Origin of the sequence: Thiohalomonas denitrificans, assembly GCF_900102855.1 — a bacterium.
GTDB lineage: Bacteria > Pseudomonadota > Gammaproteobacteria > Thiohalomonadales > Thiohalomonadaceae > Thiohalomonas > Thiohalomonas denitrificans.
This window is the reverse complement of sequence record NZ_FMWD01000006.1, coordinates 153526-172862: the sequence shown is the minus strand read 5'-3', so window position 1 is coordinate 172862 and position 19337 is coordinate 153526. Positions and strand designations below refer to the sequence as shown.

General features: G+C 59.7%; 16 protein-coding genes and 1 riboswitch. Of the genes, 10 read left to right on the top strand and 6 right to left on the bottom strand.

Translation table 11 applies throughout. From position 1 onward, the window contains the following. Positions 1-14: 14 nt before the first annotated feature. Positions 15-704: a c-type cytochrome gene (locus BLP65_RS10905; protein ID WP_139181489.1), complete on the top strand. Its 690-nt coding sequence runs from the start codon at positions 15-17 to the stop codon at positions 702-704. Positions 705-713: 9 nt separating this feature from the next. Here the strand turns inward: BLP65_RS10905 and BLP65_RS10900 are convergent, their stop codons facing one another. From BLP65_RS10900 to BLP65_RS10880, 5 genes are all read right to left on the bottom strand, one after another. Next, positions 714-1445 carry a 16S rRNA (uracil(1498)-N(3))-methyltransferase gene (locus tag BLP65_RS10900; RefSeq protein ID WP_092996794.1) on the bottom strand — a complete coding sequence of 244 codons (732 nt, stop codon included), beginning with the start codon at positions 1443-1445 and terminating at the stop codon, positions 714-716. Positions 1446-1521: 76 nt separating this feature from the next. Beyond that, a complete protein-coding gene (gene metF, locus BLP65_RS10895; RefSeq protein ID WP_092996791.1) occupies positions 1522-2370 on the bottom strand; it encodes a methylenetetrahydrofolate reductase [NAD(P)H] in 849 nt (282 codons plus the stop codon). 101 nt (positions 2371-2471) lie between these two features. Next, complete coding sequence (gene ahcY, locus BLP65_RS10890; RefSeq protein ID WP_092996788.1) at positions 2472-3908, bottom strand: adenosylhomocysteinase; 1437 nt, start codon at positions 3906-3908, stop codon at positions 2472-2474. Positions 3909-3924: 16 nt separating this feature from the next. Then, positions 3925-4004: riboswitch (S-adenosyl-L-homocysteine riboswitch) on the bottom strand. A gap of 104 nt (positions 4005-4108) precedes the next feature. Beyond that, positions 4109-5269, bottom strand: coding sequence for a methionine adenosyltransferase (gene metK / locus BLP65_RS10885; protein ID WP_092996785.1), 1161 nt, complete (start codon positions 5267-5269; stop codon positions 4109-4111). A gap of 396 nt (positions 5270-5665) precedes the next feature. Beyond that, positions 5666-6490, bottom strand: coding sequence for a phosphate/phosphite/phosphonate ABC transporter substrate-binding protein (locus BLP65_RS10880; RefSeq protein WP_092996782.1), 825 nt, complete (start codon positions 6488-6490; stop codon positions 5666-5668). Between the two features lie 505 nt (positions 6491-6995). On the opposite strand from BLP65_RS10880, the gene tkt reads away from it, so the two are divergent. The 5 genes from tkt (at position 6996) to fba (ending at position 14423) form a co-directional block, all read left to right on the top strand. Then, positions 6996-8990, top strand: coding sequence for a transketolase (gene tkt, locus BLP65_RS10875; RefSeq protein WP_092996779.1), 1995 nt, complete (start codon positions 6996-6998; stop codon positions 8988-8990). A 72-nt stretch (positions 8991-9062) separates the two neighbouring features. Then, a complete protein-coding gene (gene gap / locus BLP65_RS10870; protein WP_092996776.1) occupies positions 9063-10067 on the top strand; it encodes a type I glyceraldehyde-3-phosphate dehydrogenase in 1005 nt (334 codons plus the stop codon). Positions 10068-10234: 167 nt separating this feature from the next. Continuing rightward, positions 10235-11419: a phosphoglycerate kinase gene (locus tag BLP65_RS10865; protein WP_092996773.1), complete on the top strand. Its 1185-nt coding sequence runs from the start codon at positions 10235-10237 to the stop codon at positions 11417-11419. 338 nt (positions 11420-11757) lie between these two features. Then, positions 11758-13191: a pyruvate kinase gene (gene pyk, locus BLP65_RS10860; RefSeq protein ID WP_092996770.1), complete on the top strand. Its 1434-nt coding sequence runs from the start codon at positions 11758-11760 to the stop codon at positions 13189-13191. A 167-nt stretch (positions 13192-13358) separates the two neighbouring features. After that, complete coding sequence (gene fba / locus BLP65_RS10855; protein WP_092996767.1) at positions 13359-14423, top strand: class II fructose-bisphosphate aldolase; 1065 nt, start codon at positions 13359-13361, stop codon at positions 14421-14423. A 291-nt stretch (positions 14424-14714) separates the two neighbouring features. Here the strand turns inward: fba and BLP65_RS10850 are convergent, their stop codons facing one another. Further along, positions 14715-15680, bottom strand: coding sequence for a LysR family transcriptional regulator (locus tag BLP65_RS10850; protein ID WP_092996764.1), 966 nt, complete (start codon positions 15678-15680; stop codon positions 14715-14717). 189 nt (positions 15681-15869) lie between these two features. Between BLP65_RS10850 and BLP65_RS10845 the strand changes: the two genes are divergently transcribed. The 4 genes from BLP65_RS10845 (at position 15870) to BLP65_RS10830 (ending at position 19320) form a co-directional block, all read left to right on the top strand. Continuing rightward, the gene (locus BLP65_RS10845; protein WP_092996761.1) at positions 15870-16280 is read left to right on the top strand and encodes a hypothetical protein; all 411 of its coding nucleotides are present in this window, start codon (positions 15870-15872) and stop codon (positions 16278-16280) included. A 210-nt stretch (positions 16281-16490) separates the two neighbouring features. Then, positions 16491-17909, top strand: a complete 1419-nt coding sequence (locus BLP65_RS10840; RefSeq protein WP_092996758.1) for a form I ribulose bisphosphate carboxylase large subunit — start codon at positions 16491-16493, stop codon at positions 17907-17909. A 145-nt stretch (positions 17910-18054) separates the two neighbouring features. After that, positions 18055-18411 carry a ribulose bisphosphate carboxylase small subunit gene (locus BLP65_RS10835; protein WP_092996755.1) on the top strand — a complete coding sequence of 119 codons (357 nt, stop codon included), beginning with the start codon at positions 18055-18057 and terminating at the stop codon, positions 18409-18411. Positions 18412-18507: 96 nt separating this feature from the next. Beyond that, positions 18508-19320, top strand: a complete 813-nt coding sequence (locus tag BLP65_RS10830; RefSeq protein ID WP_092996752.1) for a CbbQ/NirQ/NorQ/GpvN family protein — start codon at positions 18508-18510, stop codon at positions 19318-19320. The last annotated feature ends 17 nt before the right edge of the window (positions 19321-19337 follow it).

Sequence of the window (19337 nt, the reverse complement as noted above, 5' to 3'; positions counted from 1 at the left end):
GAAACGAGGACATCATGACCAAAACGATTCGGACCATCATCTCCATGGGTCTGGCAACGGGACTTTGCTTCAGCGCCTCGGCCAACGCTCAGGACGAGGCCCATTTACAGGAGCGGGAGCGACTGCTTTCGCTGATCGAAGCGGTAAACGGCGACCCGGACAAGCGTAAGAGGGCGATTCAAAAAGGCCATCAGCGCGTCAGTTTCTGCAGTAATTGCCACGGCGATGACGGCAACAGCAAGCGCCCTGAAATCCCCAATCTGGCCGGTCAGAATCCCGCCTATCTGCTGGAACAGTTCGATCTGTTTGCCGACGGTCGCCGAAAGGATTTTGTGATGCAGACCCTGGCGAGGGAGTTTACCTTGGAAGACAAGGTAAACATTTCCATCTATTTCGCCAATCAGGAGGTGGTGCGTGATCAGGAGATCGATCCCTTCAAGGCGCGGCAGGGAAAAGAGATCTTCGAGAGTGTTTGCCAGTACTGCCACGGTAAGGACGGGAAAGGGGAGGCCGGTTATGCGCGCCTCGCCGGCCAGCAGAAGGATTTCATGATCAATGCCCTGAAGCGCTACCGGGAGAACACCGATACGGAGCGCGCTCCCGATGAGGTGCGACGCACGGATGCGCGTATGGAGCGGGTGACCCAGCATCTGACGGACCAGGACATCGAGGCATTGGCCAACTACATCGCTTCCATTGAGTAGGCGTTGCCGCTACCGGAGATCGCCCCAGCGATGCTGCATGATGGTGAGCGCAACGACCGAAGCCGTCTCAGTGCGTAGCACTCTGGGTCCCAGACGGAGTCCCCGGTAGCCTCTGGAAAGGGCGAGACTCCGTTCGTTTGCGGTCAAGCCGCCTTCCGGACCGATGAGCAGCGTAGCTGCGGCCCCGGCCAAATCAACCGCAAGGCCGGCCTCGGAGCGGTGGTCCAGCATCCAGCAATCCACTGCTGTCGTCGGCCGCGCCAGCCACTCGTCCAGGGCCAGGATGGGGGCGACCTCCGGGACACGGTTGCGGCCACACTGCTCGCAGGCGGCGATCGCCCGGGCCTGCCAGCGCTCCCGGCGCTTTTCCCGACGCTCTCCCTTCAGGTCGACCACGGTGCGCGCGGTCACGACCGGGACAATCCGTGCGACCCCCAGCTCTACGGCCTTCTGAATGGTGTAATCCATGCGATCGCCACGCGAGATTCCCTGGACCAGCGTGATGGCTAGCGGAGACTCGGTCTCCTCGTCCCGAAAGGTCCGCAGTTCCACGACCGCACGCCGCCGCTCGGCCTCGACAAGAACGGCATCGAATGCTCCGCCTTCGCCGTTAAACAGGATGACCGGCGCCCCGGACTTGAGGCGCAGGACACGAACCGCGTGGTTCACCCCATTGCCGTCCAGCTCCAGGCGCTGGCCGGTGACAAGGGAGACGGGCTGATAGATGCGGGGAATTCGCATCGCTTCTCTAATCTCGTTGAGCACTTCGGGACGCAGTCGCCTCTGCGACCCTGCGTCTCTGCGGTGAGTAGTGCTGTCAGGAAAGCCCCAGGGACTCCCAGATAGCGGTCGTGGGACCGGCCTGATTCATGGTGTAAAAGTGCAGACCCGGCGCTCCGGCCTCCAGCAAACGGCGGCAAAGTTCAGTATTGACGTCCTGCCCGTAGGCCCGAATGGCTTCTTTGTCGTCGCCCAGGCCCTCCAGCCGCCATCGCAGCCAGCGCGGTATTTCGGCCCCACAGGCATCGGAAAAACGGGCCAACTGCGTAAAATTGACGATGGGCATTATGCCCGGGACGATCGGTAGTTCCAGTCCCCGCTTCTGGCAGTCTTCCACGAATCGCAGGTACGCATCCACGTTGTAGAAATACTGGGTAATCGCCGCATTGGCGCCTGCGTCGCACTTGCGCTTGAAATTGGCGAGATCATCCTCGGCGCTCTTTGCCTGGGGATGGAATTCCGGGTAGGCGGCGACTTCCAGGTGAAAGCGATCGCCTGTTTCCTGCCGGATGAATTCGACCAGTTCATTGGCGTATTGAAAGTCACCAGGCTCGCGCATTCCTGAAGGCATGTCCCCGCGCAGCGCAACGATGCGCTTGACTCCCATGTCGACGTAGCCTTGCAGCAGTTCGCGTATACTTTTGCGAGTCGCCCCGATACAGGAGAGGTGGGGAGCCGCATCCAGGCCGCGCTCCATCAGGTCGCGTACCGTTTCAATGGTGCCCTGTTGCGTACTGCCCCCCGCCCCGAAGGTGACCGACACGTAGCGAGGCTTGAGCACCTTCAGTTCGTCGACTGCATCGGCAAGCTTCGCCTTGCCCTGGTCGGTCTTGGGAGGAAAAAATTCGAATGAAAAGTGCCCGGGATTCTGATTCTGGGATTCCATGGCTCCAAACCCTCAAGTGATGCGTCAGCAGTTGCGAGCAGGGCCAGGAAAGTGGAAGCCGTTCCACCTCCCTGACCACTCGCTACCCGCTACTCGCCACTTCAATACCGGTAGTGATCCGGCTTGTAAGGACCTTCGGTAGGTACGCCGATGTAGTCCGCCTGTTCCTTGCTGAGCTGGGTAAGATGTACGCCGATCCGGTTCAGGTGCAGGCGAGCCACCTTTTCATCCAGGATCTTCGGTAGCACGTAAACCTTTTTCCCGTACTGGTCGCCCCGGCCAAACAGCTCCATTTGCGCCAGCACCTGATTGGTAAAGGAGGCGGACATGACGAAGCTCGGGTGACCCGTGGCGCAGCCGAGATTCACCAGACGCCCTTCAGCAAGGATGGTGATCTTCTTGCCGTTCGGCTCGTCCCCGGTAGGGGGGAAAATGATGTGGTCGACCTGCGGCTTGATATTCTCCCATTCGTACTTGCGTACCCCGGCAATATCGATTTCCGAATCGAAATGCCCGATGTTGCAGACGATGGCCTCGTTCTTCATGGCTGCCATGTGATCGTGGGTGATCACGGCCTCATTGCCGGTGGCGGTCACGAAAATATCACCGTGTGGGGCCGCTTCGTCCATGGTCACCACCCGGAAGCCCTCCATTGCCGCCTGCAGCGCGCAGATGGGATCGATTTCCGTTACCCACACCGTGGCCCCCAGTCCCCGAAAAGCCTGTGCACAGCCCTTGCCGACATCACCGTAGCCGAGCACCACGCAGGTCTTGCCGGCGATCATGACGTCGGTGGCGCGCTTGATGCCGTCCATCACCGACTCGCGGCAGCCGTAGAGATTGTCGAATTTGGACTTGGTGACCGAGTCGTTGACGTTCATGGCCGGGAACAGCAGGGTGCCGTCCTTTTCCATGTGATAGAGCCGGTGCACTCCTGTGGTGGTCTCTTCGGTGACGCCGCGAATGCCGGCGGCCATCTCGGTCCATTTGCTGGTGCTGTTGGCAAAGTGACGCTTGAGGACGCCCAGAACGGCGGTGTACTCCTCGTTGTCACCGGCCTGGGGCTCGGGCACCGCGCCCGCCTTTTCGAACTCGACGCCTTTGTGCAGCAGCAGGGTGGCATCGCCGCCGTCATCGAGGATCATGTTGGGTCCTTTGCCGTCGGGCCAGGCAAGCGCCTGTTCCGTGCACCACCAGTACTCCTCGATGGTTTCACCTTTCCAGGCGTAGACAGGGATGCCCTCGGCAGCGATAGCGGCAGCGGCGTGATCCTGGGTGGAGAAAATGTTGCATGAAGCCCAGCGTACCTCGGCTCCCAACTCCACCAGGGTTTCGATCAGTACTGCCGTCTGGATGGTCATGTGCAGCGAGCCGGTGACGCGTGCGCCCTGTAGCGGCTTGGCGGCACCATACTCCTCACGCAGCGCCATCAGACCCGGCATCTCGGTCTCGGCAATGGCAATCTCCTTGCGGCCCCAATCGGCCAGGGAGATATCGGCAACTTTATAATCCGAGAACTCGGAAGGAACAGCGTTCATGAAGCAAGCTCCATTGATTCGCTGAGCGCCGTTGTTCCAAGGAAAACCGCGAAAACCTGAGCCTGACGGAAAACCGCTGCAGCGCTCCTCAGGGTTACGGTGAATAGTTGCGAGTTGCGAGTGGCGAGTTGCTAGCCAGGAGAGGCAGTCCCACGCCCAGGTGGCAGTCACCGCCTCGCAACTAGCTACTAGCTACTGATTTAGAATCCGGCCGCTTCGCGGAGGGCGTCGGCCTTGTCGGTCCGCTCCCAGGTGAACTCCTCTTCCTCACGGCCGAAGTGGCCGTAAGCGGCCGTCTTGGCGTAGATGGGGCGCAGCAGATCGAGCATCGCCACCATGCCCCGCGGGCGCAGGTCGAAGAACTCACGCACCAGATTGACCAGCCGTTCATGGGTGACCTTTCCGGTACCGAAGGTCTCTACGGAGATGGAGGTGGGTTCCGCCACGCCGATGGCATAGGAAACCTGGACCTCGCAGCGGTCGGCGAGACCGGCAGCTACCATGTTTTTCGCCACGTAGCGGCAGGCGTAGGCGGCGGAACGGTCCACCTTCGAGGGATCCTTCCCCGAGAACGCGCCCCCGCCGTGGCGGGCCATACCGCCGTAGGTGTCGACGATGATCTTGCGTCCGGTAAGGCCGCAATCCCCCATCGGACCGCCGACCACGAAGCGGCCGGTGGGGTTGATATAAAAGCGGGTATCCTTGTCGAGCCACTCCTTCGGGAGCGTAGGCAGGATGATTTCGTCCATCACCGCCTCGTGGACGGTCTTTTCGGCGATGTCCGCGCTGTGCTGCGTCGACAGGACCACCGCATCGATACCGACCGGCTTGCCGTCGTCGTAGCGGAAGGTGACCTGGCTCTTGGCATCGGGGCGCAGCCACGGCAGGGTACCGTTCTTGCGGATCTCGGACTGGCGCTTGACCAGCCGGTGCGCAAAGGTGATGGGCGCCGGCATCAGCACGTCGGTTTCGTTGGTCGCATAACCGAACATCAGCCCCTGGTCGCCCGCGCCCTGTTCACGAGCTTCGGTCTCGTCCACGCCCATGGCGATATCCGGCGATTGTTTGCCCACCGCATTGAGGACCGCACTGGATTCCCAGTCAAAACCCATCTCGGAGCTGTTGTAGCCCACTTCCCGAACCGTGTTGCGTGCCACTTGCTCGAAATCCACCACTGCATGGGTCGTGATTTCACCGGCCACAAGCACCATGCCGGTCTTCACCAGTGTTTCGCATGCGACACGTGCCTGGCGATCCTGCGCCAGGATGGCGTCGAGCACGGCGTCAGAAATCTGGTCCGCAATCTTGTCCGGGTGTCCCTCGGATACCGACTCGGAGGTAAACAGATGCCTGTTCGACATGGCTTTCCTCAATGCTCCAATTAGGTGGGTTCAGATGAATGCGCGGATCTTACACGACCATCAGCGCAAATGCCCGTCACCGACTGACCATTCAATGGTAGAAAAGTTAAGGGCACTTCTATTAATCCAACACGGTTCTGCTCGCGGCCGTTTTGTCCGCTGGCAAGGCGCAGCGAGTGATGTGTGGCAGCTTCACATGAGCAAGCTGTAACGCAGTCCAGCGGCAAAACGGCCCCGAGCCCGAAGGGTTGGTCCAAAATCGCCGATCCCGGCGTTGCGCTGCTTGACAAGGGAGCCACCCTTGCCTGCGCAGCGCGCCTTGGCCTCGGCGATTTTGGACCCAACAGAATCCGCGTTGGATTAATAGAAGTGCCCTAAAGTCGTCCACAGGGGATCTCAGTAGCCCCAGGTATCCTTGAGGAGTTCAGCCTGCCCCTCGTAGTCCGCGTTTCCGGCGGGTTCGAAGGTCGGGATATTCAACGACTCCAGCGCGGCGAGTCCGTCTGTATGTTTGCCGGCATCGAGTAGCGCCTGACGAAGTGCATTGGCAACGATCTCATCCACATCGGGACCGACTGAGACGGCGGGTGAGGGCACCTGAGTGGTGGTAGTCACCGTGATGAGCGAAGGAAAGTTTCCCACCATTCCCGCAGGGATAATGGCACCAGCAGTCTCCCCCTCAACCGTCATCCGTGCAGCGGTCAATGAGTCTCCCGTCTCCACGATTTGTGGTTGGCGAAGGGGATTGGGGTAGAGTTGCGAAAGACGTAACGCCCCCAGTGCCGGTGACGGAGTGGTGGCAATACGCTCACCGACCAGTTCGGCCGGTTCCAGAATGAAGGAATCCGGACTCCCAACCAGCGTATAGCTTACTGCAGCCGGGAATTTGGCCAGTACCTGGTATCCCATCTTCTGCACGCGGTAATCGGTGAAGTGTGGGCCATCAAGGATGATGTCGTACTCCCCGCGTCTGAGCATCTGCCAGTGGACGAGGAAATTGCTGTTTACCACCAGTTCCAGCTCGTGTCCGGTGTTTTTCTCGAGGTACCTCAAGAGCGGCTGATAGGCCGTTCGGGTCTGTTCGGCTGGCAGGACCGGATGTACCGCAAAGGTCAGTTTGGCGGCCATGGCCGGCAGACCTGTCGTGAGCAGCACCAGGAAGGTCAGTATTCGGAAGCCTGGAACGGCACTCGTAAGCCTGTCCATCGATGAGTGTCCCATCTTTTTTCCCCACCTTATTTATGATTGTCCGAAACGCCAGGGAGCCTGCCGCTTCGGCGGGGCTTATCGTGGTATCCAGCTGAGTGTATTTGGCCGTCGTCAATCGATCAAGAAATGACTTTTCATTTCCTGCCCAATGGCTATTCTTAGTCAGATTGTTAGGTCTCCGACGCATCCTGGGAAACCGCTGCTTTCCCCATAAGTATCCTTTGTGGATATATAAGTAGCTGATTTGAAAGCGTTGTGTAAGGCTTTTATTATCTCGCCTATTGCCCCGGAGCTGTGAATCGGTGACAATCGGCGGTCCGGTTTACATCCTTGTCCCGGGCCGCGTGAATCCGGTTGGCTGTCTATCCCCCGTCCGGGCGCCGGTCATAGCGACGCATAATGAAAGGCAACCGCCTGCCGCAGGCGGGATAAACCGCCGAAACGAACAAGAACATCCGTGGTGCGCCGGGCGTGCCGCGATTACTTCAGCTTCGCAATACGTTTTAGGAGTACGCACATGCCAAGCCGCAAAGACTTAGCGAACGCTATCCGTGCATTGAGTATGGATGCTGTACAGAAGGCCAATTCCGGTCATCCGGGTGCCCCGATGGGGATGGCGGATATCGCCGAGGTCCTCTGGAACGACCATCTCAAGCACAACCCGACCAATCCCGACTGGCACGACCGTGACCGTTTCATTCTGTCCAATGGCCACGGCTCCATGCTGACCTACTCGCTCCTCCACCTGACCGGCTACGACTTGTCGATGGAGGACCTGAAGAACTTCCGCCAGCTGCACTCGAAGACCCCGGGACATCCGGAGTACGGCTACGCGCCCGGCGTTGAGACCACCACCGGTCCGCTGGGGCAAGGCATCACCAACGGTGTCGGTATGGCCCTGGCCGAGCGTACCCTCGGTGCCCAGTTCAATCGCGGTACCCACAAGATCGTCGACCATTACACCTACGTGTTTATGGGTGACGGTTGCATGATGGAGGGCATCTCCCACGAGTCCTGTGCCCTCGCCGGCACCTGGGGTCTGGGTAAACTCATCGCGTTCTGGGACGACAACGGTATCTCCATCGACGGCCACGTCGAAAACTGGTTCACCGACGATACGCCCAAACGGTTTGAAGCCTACGGCTGGCATGTGGTTCGCGATGTCGACGGCCATGACGCCGATGCCATCAACAAGGCGATTCACGAAGCCAAGTCGGTCAACGACAAGCCGACGCTGATCTGCTGCAAGACGGTCATCGGTTACGGTGCTCCGAATCTGTGCGGCAGTCATGACTGCCATGGCGCTCCCCTCGGTGGTGACGAGATTCAGGCCACCCGCGAAAACCTGGGCTGGAACCACGGCCCCTTCGAGATCCCGGACGACATCTACGGCGGCTGGAATGCGAAGGAGAAAGGTGCCTCCGCCGAATCCCACTGGCAGGAAAAGTTCGACGCCTACAAGAAGGAATTTCCCGAACTGGCGGCCGAATTCGAACGCCGCATGAAGGGCGAACTTCCGGCGAACTGGAAAGAGACCGTCAATGGCTGGATCCAGACCGCCAACGAAAAGGCCGAGAAGGTTGCCTCCCGCAAGGCTTCCGGCAACACCATTGCCGCCTTCGCCAAGGCGCTGCCGGAACTGCTCGGCGGCTCCGCGGACCTGACGCCGTCCAACAACACCTCCTGGCCGGAAGCCACTGCGATTACCCGCACCGTGGCCGACGGCAACTACATCTCCTACGGCGTGCGTGAGTTCGGCATGTCCGCCATCCTCAACGGCGTCGCTCTGCACGGCGGCTTCGTAGCGTTCGGCGGCACCTTCCTGATGTTCTCGGAATATGCCCGCAACGCCCTGCGCATGGCGGCGCTGATGAAGCAGCGCTCGATCTTTGTCTATACCCACGACTCCATCGGTCTGGGCGAAGACGGCCCCACCCACCAGCCGGTGGAGCAGATTGCGACCCTGCGCCTTATCCCCAACATGACGCTGTGGCGTCCTTGTGATCAGGTTGAAACCGCTATCGCCTGGCAGTCGGCGGTCGAGCGGATGGACGGCCCCTCCTGCCTGATCTTCTCGCGTCAGGGCCTTCCGCATATGGAGCGCTCCAACGAGCAGATCGCCGATATCGCCAGGGGCGGCTATGTTCTTCGTGACTGCGAAGGCACGCCGGAGGCCATCATCATCGCCACGGGCTCCGAAGTGGAGCTGGCAGTCCAGGCTTTTGATGAGCTCTCCGGCAAGGGCAAGAAGGTGCGTGTGGTCTCCATGCCCTCCACCAACCTGTTTGATAGCCAGGATCCGGCGTACCGCGAATCGGTTCTGCCGGCGGCCGTTACGGCTCGCGTGGCCGTCGAGGCCGGCGTCACCGACTTCTGGCGCAAGTATGTGGGCCTGAACGGTGATGTGATCGGTGTGGACCGTTTCGGCGAGTCCGCACCGGCCGACCAACTCTTCAAGGAGTTCGGTATAACGGCTGAGAACGTGGTCAAGGCCGTCGAAAACGTGCTCTAAAGCTGTTTCGGTTCGGGGAGGTCACCTCCCCGTGGCCCCGATTTGTTTTAAACGTACTTAGGGAGAACAACAATGGCTGTTAAAGTCGGTATTAATGGTTTTGGCCGCATCGGGCGCATGGTTTTCCGCGCTGTGGCGAAAGAATTCGGCGACGACCTCGAGATCGTCGGCATCAATGACCTGCTGGATCCGGAATACCTGGCGTACATGCTCAAGTATGATTCAGTGCATGGTCGCTTTGAGGGTGATGTGGCCGTCGACGGAAACAACCTCGTCGTCAATGGCAAAAAGATCCGTCTGACCGCCGAGAAAGATCCGGCCAACCTGAAGTGGAATGAGATCGGTGCTGAGCTGGTGATCGAATCTACCGGCCTGTTCCTCACCGAAGAGACCTGCCAGAAACACATCCAGGCAGGCGCCAAGAAGGTGGTCCAGAGCGCGCCCTCCAAGGACGCCACGCCGATGTTCGTCTATGGCGTCAACCACAAGGACTATGCCGGTCAGGCAATCGTCTCCGCTGCCTCCTGCACCACCAACTGTCTGGCGCCGGTCGCCAAGGTGCTGAACGACAAGTGGGGCATCAAGCGCGGCCTGATGACCACGGTCCACGCTGCCACCGCCACCCAGAAGACGGTTGATGGTCCCTCCATGAAGGACTGGCGCGGCGGCCGCGGCATCCTGGAGAACATCATTCCCTCCTCCACCGGCGCCGCCAAGGCCGTCGGCAAGGTGCTGCCCGAGTTGAACGGCAAGCTCACCGGCATGGCCTTCCGCGTCCCGACCTCCGACGTCTCCGTGGTCGATCTGACCGTTGAACTGAACAGCGACGCCGACTATAACGACATCTGCGACGCCATGAAGGCCGCCTCCGAAGGTGAAATGAAAGGCGTGCTCGGCTACACCGACGAAAAGGTGGTATCCACCGACTTCCGCGGCATGAGCGCTCCCTCCGTATTCGATTCCGGCGCCGGCATCGCCCTCGACGGTACCTTCGTCAAGGTCGTCTCCTGGTACGACAACGAGTACGGCTACACCTGCAATATGCTGCGCTTCGCCAAGCACGTTGCAGCTAGCTGAGTGGCTAGTAGCTAGCAGCTAGTAGCGAGGATGTGCCGGCGGCTTCAGCCGCCGGTACTCCTTTCCTAGCCACTCGTTACTCGCAACTAGCAACTGAATAAAGAGTCATCCGCCAAGGCGGTCCCTTGGCCGATGATTTTTCCGTAATACCTCAGGGAGCACTGACAATGGCTTTTATCAAGCTGACCGATTTGGATCTGGCCGGCAAGCGGGTGCTGATTCGCGCGGACCTCAATGTTCCGGTGAAGAATGGCAAAGTGACGTCCGATGCCCGCATTTCCGCCTCCATGCCCACCATCGAGCACTGCGTCAAAGCCGGTGCCAAGGTGATGGTGATGTCCCACCGGGGCCGTCCCGAAGAGGGTGTGGTGGATGAGGAGAACTCCATGCAGCCTATCGCTGACGACATGTCAGCGAAGCTCGGCAAAGAGGTGGCTCTGGTCAAGGACTACCTCGAGAAGGCACCTGAACTTGCTGACGGTGCGGTGGTTCTGCTTGAGAACGTGCGCTTCAACAAGGGCGAGAAGAAGGACGACGAGACGCTGGCGAAGAAATATGCCGCGCTGTGCGATGTCTATGTGATGGATGCCTTCGGCACCGCGCACCGTGCCCAGGCTTCGACCCATGGGGCCGGGAAATTCGCACCGACCGCCTGCGCCGGCCTGCTCCTGAGCAGGGAGCTGGAGGCACTGGGCAAGGCGCTGAAGGAGCCGAAGCGGCCGATGTCGGCGATCGTGGGCGGCTCGAAGGTCTCCACCAAACTGACCGTTCTCGAGTCTCTCTCCACCATTGTGGACCAGCTGATTGTGGGTGGGGGGATTGCCAACACCTTCATCGCCGCGGCCGGGCACAACGTGGGGAAATCACTCTACGAGAAGGACCTGGTTGCCGAGGCGAAGCGCTTGATGGAAGCGGCCAAGGCAAAGGGCGGCGAGATTCCGGTCCCGGTCGATGTCGTGGTCGGAAAGGAATTCTCCGAAACGGCCGAGGCCACCACCAAGAAGGTGGATGAGGTGGCTGACGACGATATGATTTTCGATATCGGGCCGGAAACCGCCAAACAGTATGCCGGGATGATGAAAGAGGCTGGAACCATCGTTTGGAACGGACCGGTCGGTGTCTTCGAGTTCGACCAGTTCGGCGGGGGCACCAGGGAACTGGGCCTGGCTATTGCTGAATCCAACGGCTTTTCGATTGCTGGCGGCGGCGACACGATCGCGGCCATCCAGAAATACGGCATTTATGACCAGGTGTCCTACATTTCGACCGCTGGTGGCGCTTTTCTCGAGTACCTCGAAGGCAAAACCCTGCCGGCCGTGGCGATGCTCGAAGCGCGCGCCAGCGAAAAATAATAATCATGATGGGGCGCACGGCGGGAGTCTCCGCGCCCTATCGAGTACACTGGAGCCCCCGGGTCCCGAATGCGAGACAGGCAGGAGTATTGATGACTGCCAAGTCGTGGCATGCAAGGACCGGGCAGGCTTCCGGCAGCGGCGAAAGAGCCGTGACGGGCGGGGCCCGTCGTGACGTGCGCTTGGGCGCCACGTCAAGGGCAGGATGGATAATTGGCGAACAGTGGCGGTGGTGCCCTGACCGGCCAGGGTAGCAGGCGTAGGAGCTCCGGTTGTGAAAGCATCGGGCCCCAGGCGCACCCGGACCAGGAGCAGTACCGCTCGAAGACAAAAAATTTATGCAAAGACGTACCAAGATCGTTGCGACCCTGGGTCCGGCGACGGACGACCCCAAGATTCTCGACAAGATCATCGAGGCGGGCGTCGACGTGGTCCGAATCAATTTTTCACATGGTACCCCGGAAGAGCATCTGGAACGGGCCGAGCGGCTCCGCAACCGTGCCCGGGCTCATGGCCGGCAGGTCGGCGTCCTCGCTGATCTGCAGGGGCCTAAAATCCGCATCGACCAGTTCAGAAACGGCCAGGTCACGCTTGCCGAAGGCGATACGTTTATTCTCGATGCCGCCTGTGGTCCACAGGACGGCGACCAGGAACGCGTCGGTATCACCTACAAACAGCTGCCCGATGATCTCAGCCGGGGCGACACCCTGCTGCTCGATGACGGGCGGATTGTGCTTTGGGTCGATCAGGTTGAGGGCCAGCAGATCATTTGCCGGGTCGTGGTAGGTGGGGACCTGAAGGATCGAAAAGGCATCAACCGTCAGGGCGGCGGCCTCTCCGCGCCGGCTCTGACCGAAAAGGATCGGCACGACATCAAGCTGGCGGCACGCATGCAGGCGGATTATCTGGCCGTGTCTTTCCCGCGTACCGCTGATGACATGGATCAGGCCCGTGCATTGCTTCATGCCGCCGGCGGGCGTGGTGGTCTGGTTGCCAAGATTGAGCGCGCCGAGGCATTGGATGTGGTCGACGAAATCATCGCTGCCTCCGACGCCATCATGATTGCCCGTGGTGACTTGGGGGTGGAGATCGGGGACGCGGCATTGCCGCCGGTGCAGAAGCGCCTGATTACCCGGGCTCGTGACATGAACCGGGTCGTGATTACCGCGACCCAGATGATGGAGTCGATGATCGAAAACCAGATCCCCACGCGGGCCGAGGTCTTCGATGTGGCGAACTCCGTGCTGGATGGTACTGATGCGGTCATGCTTTCGGCCGAAACCGCAGCGGGCAAGTATCCGGACAAGGCGATTGCTGCCATGGACCGGGTATGCCGCGAGGCTGAAAAACAGCGTGAGGCCACCACCTCCGCGCATCGCATCCACAGTGAATTCACCCACATCGATGAAGCCATCGCCATGGCTTCGATGTACACCGCGAATCATCTGAATGTAAAGGCCATCGCCTCCCTTACAGAGTCGGGTTCCACCCCCCTGTGGATGTCACGTATCAGCTCCGGCATCCCTATTTATGCGATGACGCGGCACGTGGATACCCGTCGCAAGGTGACCCTGTTCCGCGGCGTCTACCCGGTGAGTTTCGACGTGACCACCGCCGACCATGTGCAGGTCAACCGGGAGGCCATCGACGAGTTGCTGCGCCGGGGCGCCGTGCGCGACGGTGATTTGGTGATTATCACCAAGGGTGACCTGATGGGGGTCCATGGCGGAACCAATGCCATCAAGATCGTCAAGGTCGGTGAACTGGTTTGAACGAGCGATCGGGCGAATGCATGCTCGTTTGTTTCTGCATGCGAAAGTCCCGATCCGTTTTATGGCGGGGCACGCTACATCAGGGATCAACTACGATTGATGAATCCCCCGGTGTCCCGAAGGTCTGTTTGATTATCTGAAACCCGAGAACTTCAAGGAGCTTGAAAATGGCCCTGACTTCTATGCGTCAACTTCTGGATCACGCCGCCGAAAACGGCTACGGTCTGCCCGCTTTCAACGTCAACAACATGGAGCAGGTAAAGGCCATCATGGAGGCTGCCGACGCGACCGACAGCCCGGTCATCCTGCAGGGCTCCGCCGGTGCCCGTAAATATGCGGGCGAGCCTTTCCTGCGCCACCTGATCGAAGCGGCCGCCGAGGCTTATCCGCACATTCCCATTGCCATGCATCAGGACCACGGCGCCAGCCCGGCGGTCTGTGCCCGTGCTATCCAGTCCGGCTTCACCTCGGTGATGATGGACGGATCTCTGCATGAAGACGGCAAGACCCCGGCCTCTTATGACTACAACGCTGAAGTGACCCGCAAGGTCGTCGAGATCGCTCACGCCTGCGGCGTTTCTGTAGAGGGCGAATTGGGTTGCCTGGGCTCACTGGAAACCGGTGAAGCCGGTGAAGAGGACGGCGTTGGGGCGGAAGGCAAGCTGTCTGAAGATCAGCTGCTGACCCACCCCGATGAGGCGGCTGACTTCGTGAAGGCGACCGGAGTTGATGCCCTGGCCATCGCCATCGGAACGTCTCATGGTGCCTACAAGTTCACCCAGGCACCGACCGGCAAGGTCCTGCGCATCGATCGCGTCAAGGAGATCCACGAGCGCATCCCGACTGTCCACCTGGTCATGCACGGTTCCTCTTCGGTGCCCCAGGAGTGGCTTGAGATTATCAATAACTACGGCGGTGACATGGGCCAGACCTACGGCGTGCCGGTCGATGAAATCGTGCAGGGCATCAAGCATGGGGTTCGCAAGGTCAATATCGATACCGACCTGCGCATGGCCTCCACCGGCGCTACCCGCAAACACCTGAGCGAGAACACCGCCAACTTCGACCCGCGCAAATACTACAAAGCGGCCGAAGATGCGATGAAGCAGATCTGCAAGGACCGCTACGAAGCGTTTGGTGCCGCTGGTCAGGCCTCCAAAATCAAGACGATCTCCCTGGAAGGCATGATGGCCCGCTATGCCGCCGGCGAGCTGGCCCCGAAGGTCAAATAGTCCGGTTTTTCAATCGGAAGGGAAAGGGCGGCTTCGGCCGCCCTTTTTCGTTTCGCCTCGAGGTGTTAACCACGGGGGGCACGGGGATCACGGGGATCACGGGGTAAATAAAACCACAGAGAACGTTGCGAACGCAGAGAAAACAATGGACCTTGTCCAATACCGGTATACCAGTCGGGAAGCACGCAATGCCCCACCGGTACTCTTCACCATAAAACTCATTCCTCTGTGCTCTCTGTGTCCTCTGTGGCTAAAAACCAGAAAGAAACGTGCCCCCGTGGTTAGTTGCTCTCAGGCGCGGCGCCGTGCGCGAGACTGCCTGGTATTCGCCGGCGGGAATTCCACATCGCTACGCTGTCGGCCGAGCAGGTGCGCTGCCTCGGTCAGCAGGAAGGTCTTGAAGGATTCGGATACGGAAGAGAGCCGTTTGCCGCGCCGGTAGACCACGTACCAGTGACGCAGGATCGGGAATTCCTGGACATCCAGAATCACCAGCCGATCGAGTTCCAGCTCCATCTGGACGGTATCCCTTGACAGTAGTCCGAGGCCCAGGCCCGCCTGCACACTCTGTTTGATCGCCTCGTTGCTGCCGACCTCCATGCCGGTTGCGATGCGGACGTTGTATTCGTTGAAGAAGCGCTCCATGGCGATGCGCGTCCCCGAACCCGGCTCACGCACCAGGAAGATCTCCTTCTCGAGTCGTGCCAGCGGGATCCGCTGCTGTTGGGCCAGAGGGTGGTCGGGGGGAGCGACAATCACCAGGGGATTTTCCATGATCGCCGAGGCCTCCAGATCCATCTCGGCCGGGGGCTGGCCCATGATCACCAGGTCGACCTCATTGTCCGCCAGTTGCGTCAGCAGCTCCTCCCGATTGGTTACATCCAGGCTCACGGTAACATCCGGGAAACGACGACAGAACGTCCCAAGCAGGGTCGGAACAAAATAGTTTGCGGTACTGGCGACCGCTATTCGCAGGCGCCCGTGCCCCACGCCCCTGAGGTTCTGCAGGACGGTCTGCAGTTCGTCGAGTTGCTGCGTAATAAGGCGGCTGTATTGATAGACCTCCTGGCCGGCCTCGGTCAGATAGATCTTTTTGCCAAGCTGTTCGAAGAGTGCCACCTCCAGCTGCGTTTCCAGCTGCTTGACCTGCATTGAAACCGCCGGCTGGGTCAGACACAGCTCCTCGGCTGCCCGGGTGAAGCTAAGATTACGGGCAACAGCGGCGAAAACCTTGAGCTGTCGGAGTGTAATGTTCATACCAATATAAGTATTGCCTGATTATTTAGATACTGGATTATAGAGGAAATCTTATCGAAATCGCAGGATGTTGTCGGTATTTGACGCAGTTGTCAGCCGGAGATCGACCGGCTATTGATTACCTTGACTTATCGACTCTCTCGCAGACGAAGGGAATCGTCAGAACCCTCCAAGGACGGGAGCCTGGCCATGCGCTCGAAACTGCCCGATGCACCAGTTCTGAAGTCGATACCGACGCGGATTACCGCTGGTCACTACAACCGCGTTCAGATCGCACTGAAAAAACTGGGGCACCCACTCCACCTGATGTTACCCGGGATGCGGGGCTTTCAGGTCTATATAGAAGACGATGCGTGGATTTGCGCGGATCGCAACCTGAATAACCTGCCGATCCTCGCCTGGACCGATTTTCGCCCGGGGACTCGTGGTGGTCTGGATGATCCGGTGTCCTGCCAACTTCTTTATTATCACCCTTATGCCAACGTGGTGATACGTACCGTGCTGGATGACTCCGTAAAGATTCTGAACGCCCGGATGCGCCGGGCCCAAAGGGGCGTCAAAGGTCGCATCGTTGCATTTCCCGGCATTCATCGCCCGTAAACGGGCGGTCGAAATATCAACCCGGAAAAAGCCCGGGTTTTTTTACGTTCGATAATATATAGCTTATGCTTTAACAACATATTATAAATCCTTATGGATTTAATCAAAATTACTGAGTGGTATTTATAGCTGGGTCGGCTAGATTAACCAACACGGGGCATGGCGCAGCCCCTACCGAACCTAAACCAATCCCTGTGAGGAGACAAAAACATGGCCAAGAGCTACAGCGCGGGCGTAAAAGAGTACCGCGAAACATACTGGATGCCCGAATACACGCCGAAGGACACTGATTTCCTGGCCTGTTTCAAAGTGGTGGCCCAGGCGGGCGTGCCCCGTGAAGAAGCGGCTGCGGCGGTTGCAGCCGAGTCGTCCACCGGCACCTGGACTACGGTCTGGACCGATTTGCTGACCGACCTGGACTACTACAAGGGCCGTGCCTACGCCATCGAAGATGTACCCGGCGACGACGAGGCCTTCTACGCCTTCATCGCCTACCCGCTGGATCTGTTCGAAGAGGGTTCGGTGGTCAACGTCCTGACCTCTCTGGTGGGCAACGTGTTCGGCTTCAAGGCGGTTCGCTCGCTGCGCCTGGAGGACATCCGTGTACCGGTCGCTTTCGTCGTCACCTGCGGTGGTCCTCCCCACGGTATTCAGGTCGAGCGTGACAAGATGAACAAGTACGGTCGTCCGATGCTCGGCTGCACCATCAAGCCGAAGCTGGGACTGTCGGCCAAGAATTATGGCCGTGCCTGTTACGAGGGTCTGCGCGGTGGTCTGGATTTCACCAAGGACGACGAGAACGTCAATTCGCAGCCGTTCATGCGCTGGCGCCAGCGTTTCGAATTCGTCGCCGAGGCGATTCACAAGGCCGAGGCCGAAACCGGCGAGCGCAAGGGTCACTACCTGAACGTCACCGCCCCGACCCCGGAAGAGATGTACAAGCGCGCCGAGTTTGCCAAGGAACTGGGCATGCCGATCATCATGCACGACTACCTGACCGGCGGTTTCACCGCCAATACGGGTTTGGCCAACTGGTGCCGCGATAACGGGATCCTGCTGCACATCCATCGCGCCATGCACGCCGTGCTCGATCGCAACCCGCGCCACGGTATCCACTTCCGCGTGCTGACCAAGATGCTGCGTCTCTCCGGCGGTGATCACCTGCACTCCGGCACCGTGGTCGGCAAGCTTGAGGGCGATCGCGAGGCCACCCTGGGCTGGATCGACCTGATGCGTGACTCCTACATCAAAGAGGACCGCAGCCGCGGTATCTTCTTCGACCAGGACTGGGCACACATGCCCGGTGTGATTCCGGTTGCGTCCGGCGGCATCCACGTCTGGCACATGCCGGCACTGGTCTCCATCTTTGGTGATGACTCCGTGCTGCAGTTCGGTGGCGGCACCCTGGGCCACCCGTGGGGCAACGCCGCCGGCGCCGCTGCCAACCGCGTCGCCGTCGAAGCCTGTGTGCAGGCCCGCAACGAAGGCCGCGAACTGGAGAAGGAGGGCAAGGAGATCCTCACCGCCGCCGCCAAGCACAGCCCCGAGCTGAACATGGCGATGGAGACCTGGAAAGAGATCAAGTTCGAGTTCGACACCGTCGACAAGATCGACGCCGCCCACCGTTGATCAGTGGTGAGTAGCTAGTAGCGAGTGGCTAGGTCCTTTTTTCCTAGCTACTCGCAACTCGCCACTAGCTACTTGCCTGCTGAGGGCAGCGCACCGAACGATTACGACAGAGCTATTCGAAGCCAACTATTTGGAGCCCAATATCATGAGCGCAATGCAGGATTACACCTCGAGCCTGAGCGACCCGTCGAGCCGGAAGTTCGAGACTTTCTCTTACCTGCCGGAGATGACCTCGGAACAGGTCCGCAAGCAGGTGGAGTACATCGTCAGCAAGGGCTGGAACCCGGCAGTGGAGCACACCGAGCCGGAGAATGCCTTCGATCATTACTGGTACATGTGGAAACTGCCGCTGTTCGGCGAGACCGACGTCGACACCATCCTGGCCGAGGCCGAGGCGTGTCACAAGGCTCACCCGAACAATCACGTGCGTCTGGTGGGCTACGACAATTTCGCCCAGTCCAAGGGTACGGAGATGGTTATCTATCGCGGAATCGCCGTATAGCCGGGCAGACGTAGAACAAGGGTGCTCCCGGCCACGGAGGCTGGGGGCATCTTCCAACCGAATTTGAATGGTTGACCGAAAACCAGGTGACTACCCATGACCGATATCAGCAACGAGCAATACAAGATCAGTCAAGAGCCGTACTATCGGGCGGTCGGCAGAGAAGTGGAACTCTACGATGCGGCCTACGCACGCCGCATGCCGATGATGCTCAAGGGACCGACCGGTTGCGGTAAATCCCGATTCGTCGAATACATGGCATGGAAATTGGGCCGTCCCCTGATTACGGTTGCCTGTAATGAGGACATGACCGCCTCGGACCTGGTCGGTCGTTTCCTGCTCGACAAGGACGGCACCAAATGGCAGGACGGTCCGCTGACCACGGCTGCCCGAATCGGTGCCATCTGCTATCTCGATGAGGTCGTGGAGGCCCGCCAGGACACCACGGTGGTGATTCACCCGCTCACCGATCATCGCCGGACGCTGCCCCTGGACAAGAAGGGGGAGCTGGTGCATGCCCATCCCGATTTCCAGTTGGTGATCTCCTACAACCCCGGTTACCAGAGCCTGATGAAGGATCTGAAAGAGTCGACCAAACAACGCTTTGGGGCGCTGAATTTCGACTATCCGGAAGCGGAACTCGAGAGCGAAATTGTTGCCCGGGAGACCGGCGTCGACAGCGAGATCGCTTCGAAACTGGTCCAGATCGCCCACCGGGCCCGTAACCTCAAGGGACACGGTCTCGACGAAGGGATCTCTACGCGTCTTCTGGTTTACGCGGGGGAGCTGATCAACGAAGGCGTCGACCCGGCCTATGCCTGCCAGATGACCATGGTCACGCCATTGACCGACGACCCCGACATGCGCGAGACACTGGAGGCCGCCGTCGAGACTTTCTTCGTCAGCTGAGAGTTTGCGGACAGGTG

What these genes read in the sequence shown, in the direction of transcription:
- fba (WP_092996767.1), top strand. Translation starts at nt 13,359, where the DNA reads ATGGCCCTGACTTCTATGCGTCAACTTCTGGATCACGCCGCCGAAAAC.
- BLP65_RS10900 (WP_092996794.1), bottom strand. Translation starts at nt 1,445, where the DNA reads ATGCGAATTCCCCGCATCTATCAGCCCGTCTCCCTTGTCACCGGCCAG.
- BLP65_RS10845 (WP_092996761.1), top strand. Translation starts at nt 15,870, where the DNA reads ATGCGCTCGAAACTGCCCGATGCACCAGTTCTGAAGTCGATACCGACG.
- BLP65_RS10850 (WP_092996764.1), bottom strand. Translation starts at nt 15,680, where the DNA reads ATGAACATTACACTCCGACAGCTCAAGGTTTTCGCCGCTGTTGCCCGT.
- metK (WP_092996785.1), bottom strand. Translation starts at nt 5,269, where the DNA reads ATGTCGAACAGGCATCTGTTTACCTCCGAGTCGGTATCCGAGGGACAC.
- tkt (WP_092996779.1), top strand. Translation starts at nt 6,996, where the DNA reads ATGCCAAGCCGCAAAGACTTAGCGAACGCTATCCGTGCATTGAGTATG.
- BLP65_RS10865 (WP_092996773.1), top strand. Translation starts at nt 10,235, where the DNA reads ATGGCTTTTATCAAGCTGACCGATTTGGATCTGGCCGGCAAGCGGGTG.
- BLP65_RS10840 (WP_092996758.1), top strand. Translation starts at nt 16,491, where the DNA reads ATGGCCAAGAGCTACAGCGCGGGCGTAAAAGAGTACCGCGAAACATAC.
- gap (WP_092996776.1), top strand. Translation starts at nt 9,063, where the DNA reads ATGGCTGTTAAAGTCGGTATTAATGGTTTTGGCCGCATCGGGCGCATG.
- BLP65_RS10880 (WP_092996782.1), bottom strand. Translation starts at nt 6,490, where the DNA reads ATGGGACACTCATCGATGGACAGGCTTACGAGTGCCGTTCCAGGCTTC.
- ahcY (WP_092996788.1), bottom strand. Translation starts at nt 3,908, where the DNA reads ATGAACGCTGTTCCTTCCGAGTTCTCGGATTATAAAGTTGCCGATATC.
- BLP65_RS10835 (WP_092996755.1), top strand. Translation starts at nt 18,055, where the DNA reads ATGAGCGCAATGCAGGATTACACCTCGAGCCTGAGCGACCCGTCGAGC.
- BLP65_RS10830 (WP_092996752.1), top strand. Translation starts at nt 18,508, where the DNA reads ATGACCGATATCAGCAACGAGCAATACAAGATCAGTCAAGAGCCGTAC.
- BLP65_RS10905 (WP_139181489.1), top strand. Translation starts at nt 15, where the DNA reads ATGACCAAAACGATTCGGACCATCATCTCCATGGGTCTGGCAACGGGA.
- metF (WP_092996791.1), bottom strand. Translation starts at nt 2,370, where the DNA reads ATGGAATCCCAGAATCAGAATCCCGGGCACTTTTCATTCGAATTTTTT.
- pyk (WP_092996770.1), top strand. Translation starts at nt 11,758, where the DNA reads ATGCAAAGACGTACCAAGATCGTTGCGACCCTGGGTCCGGCGACGGAC.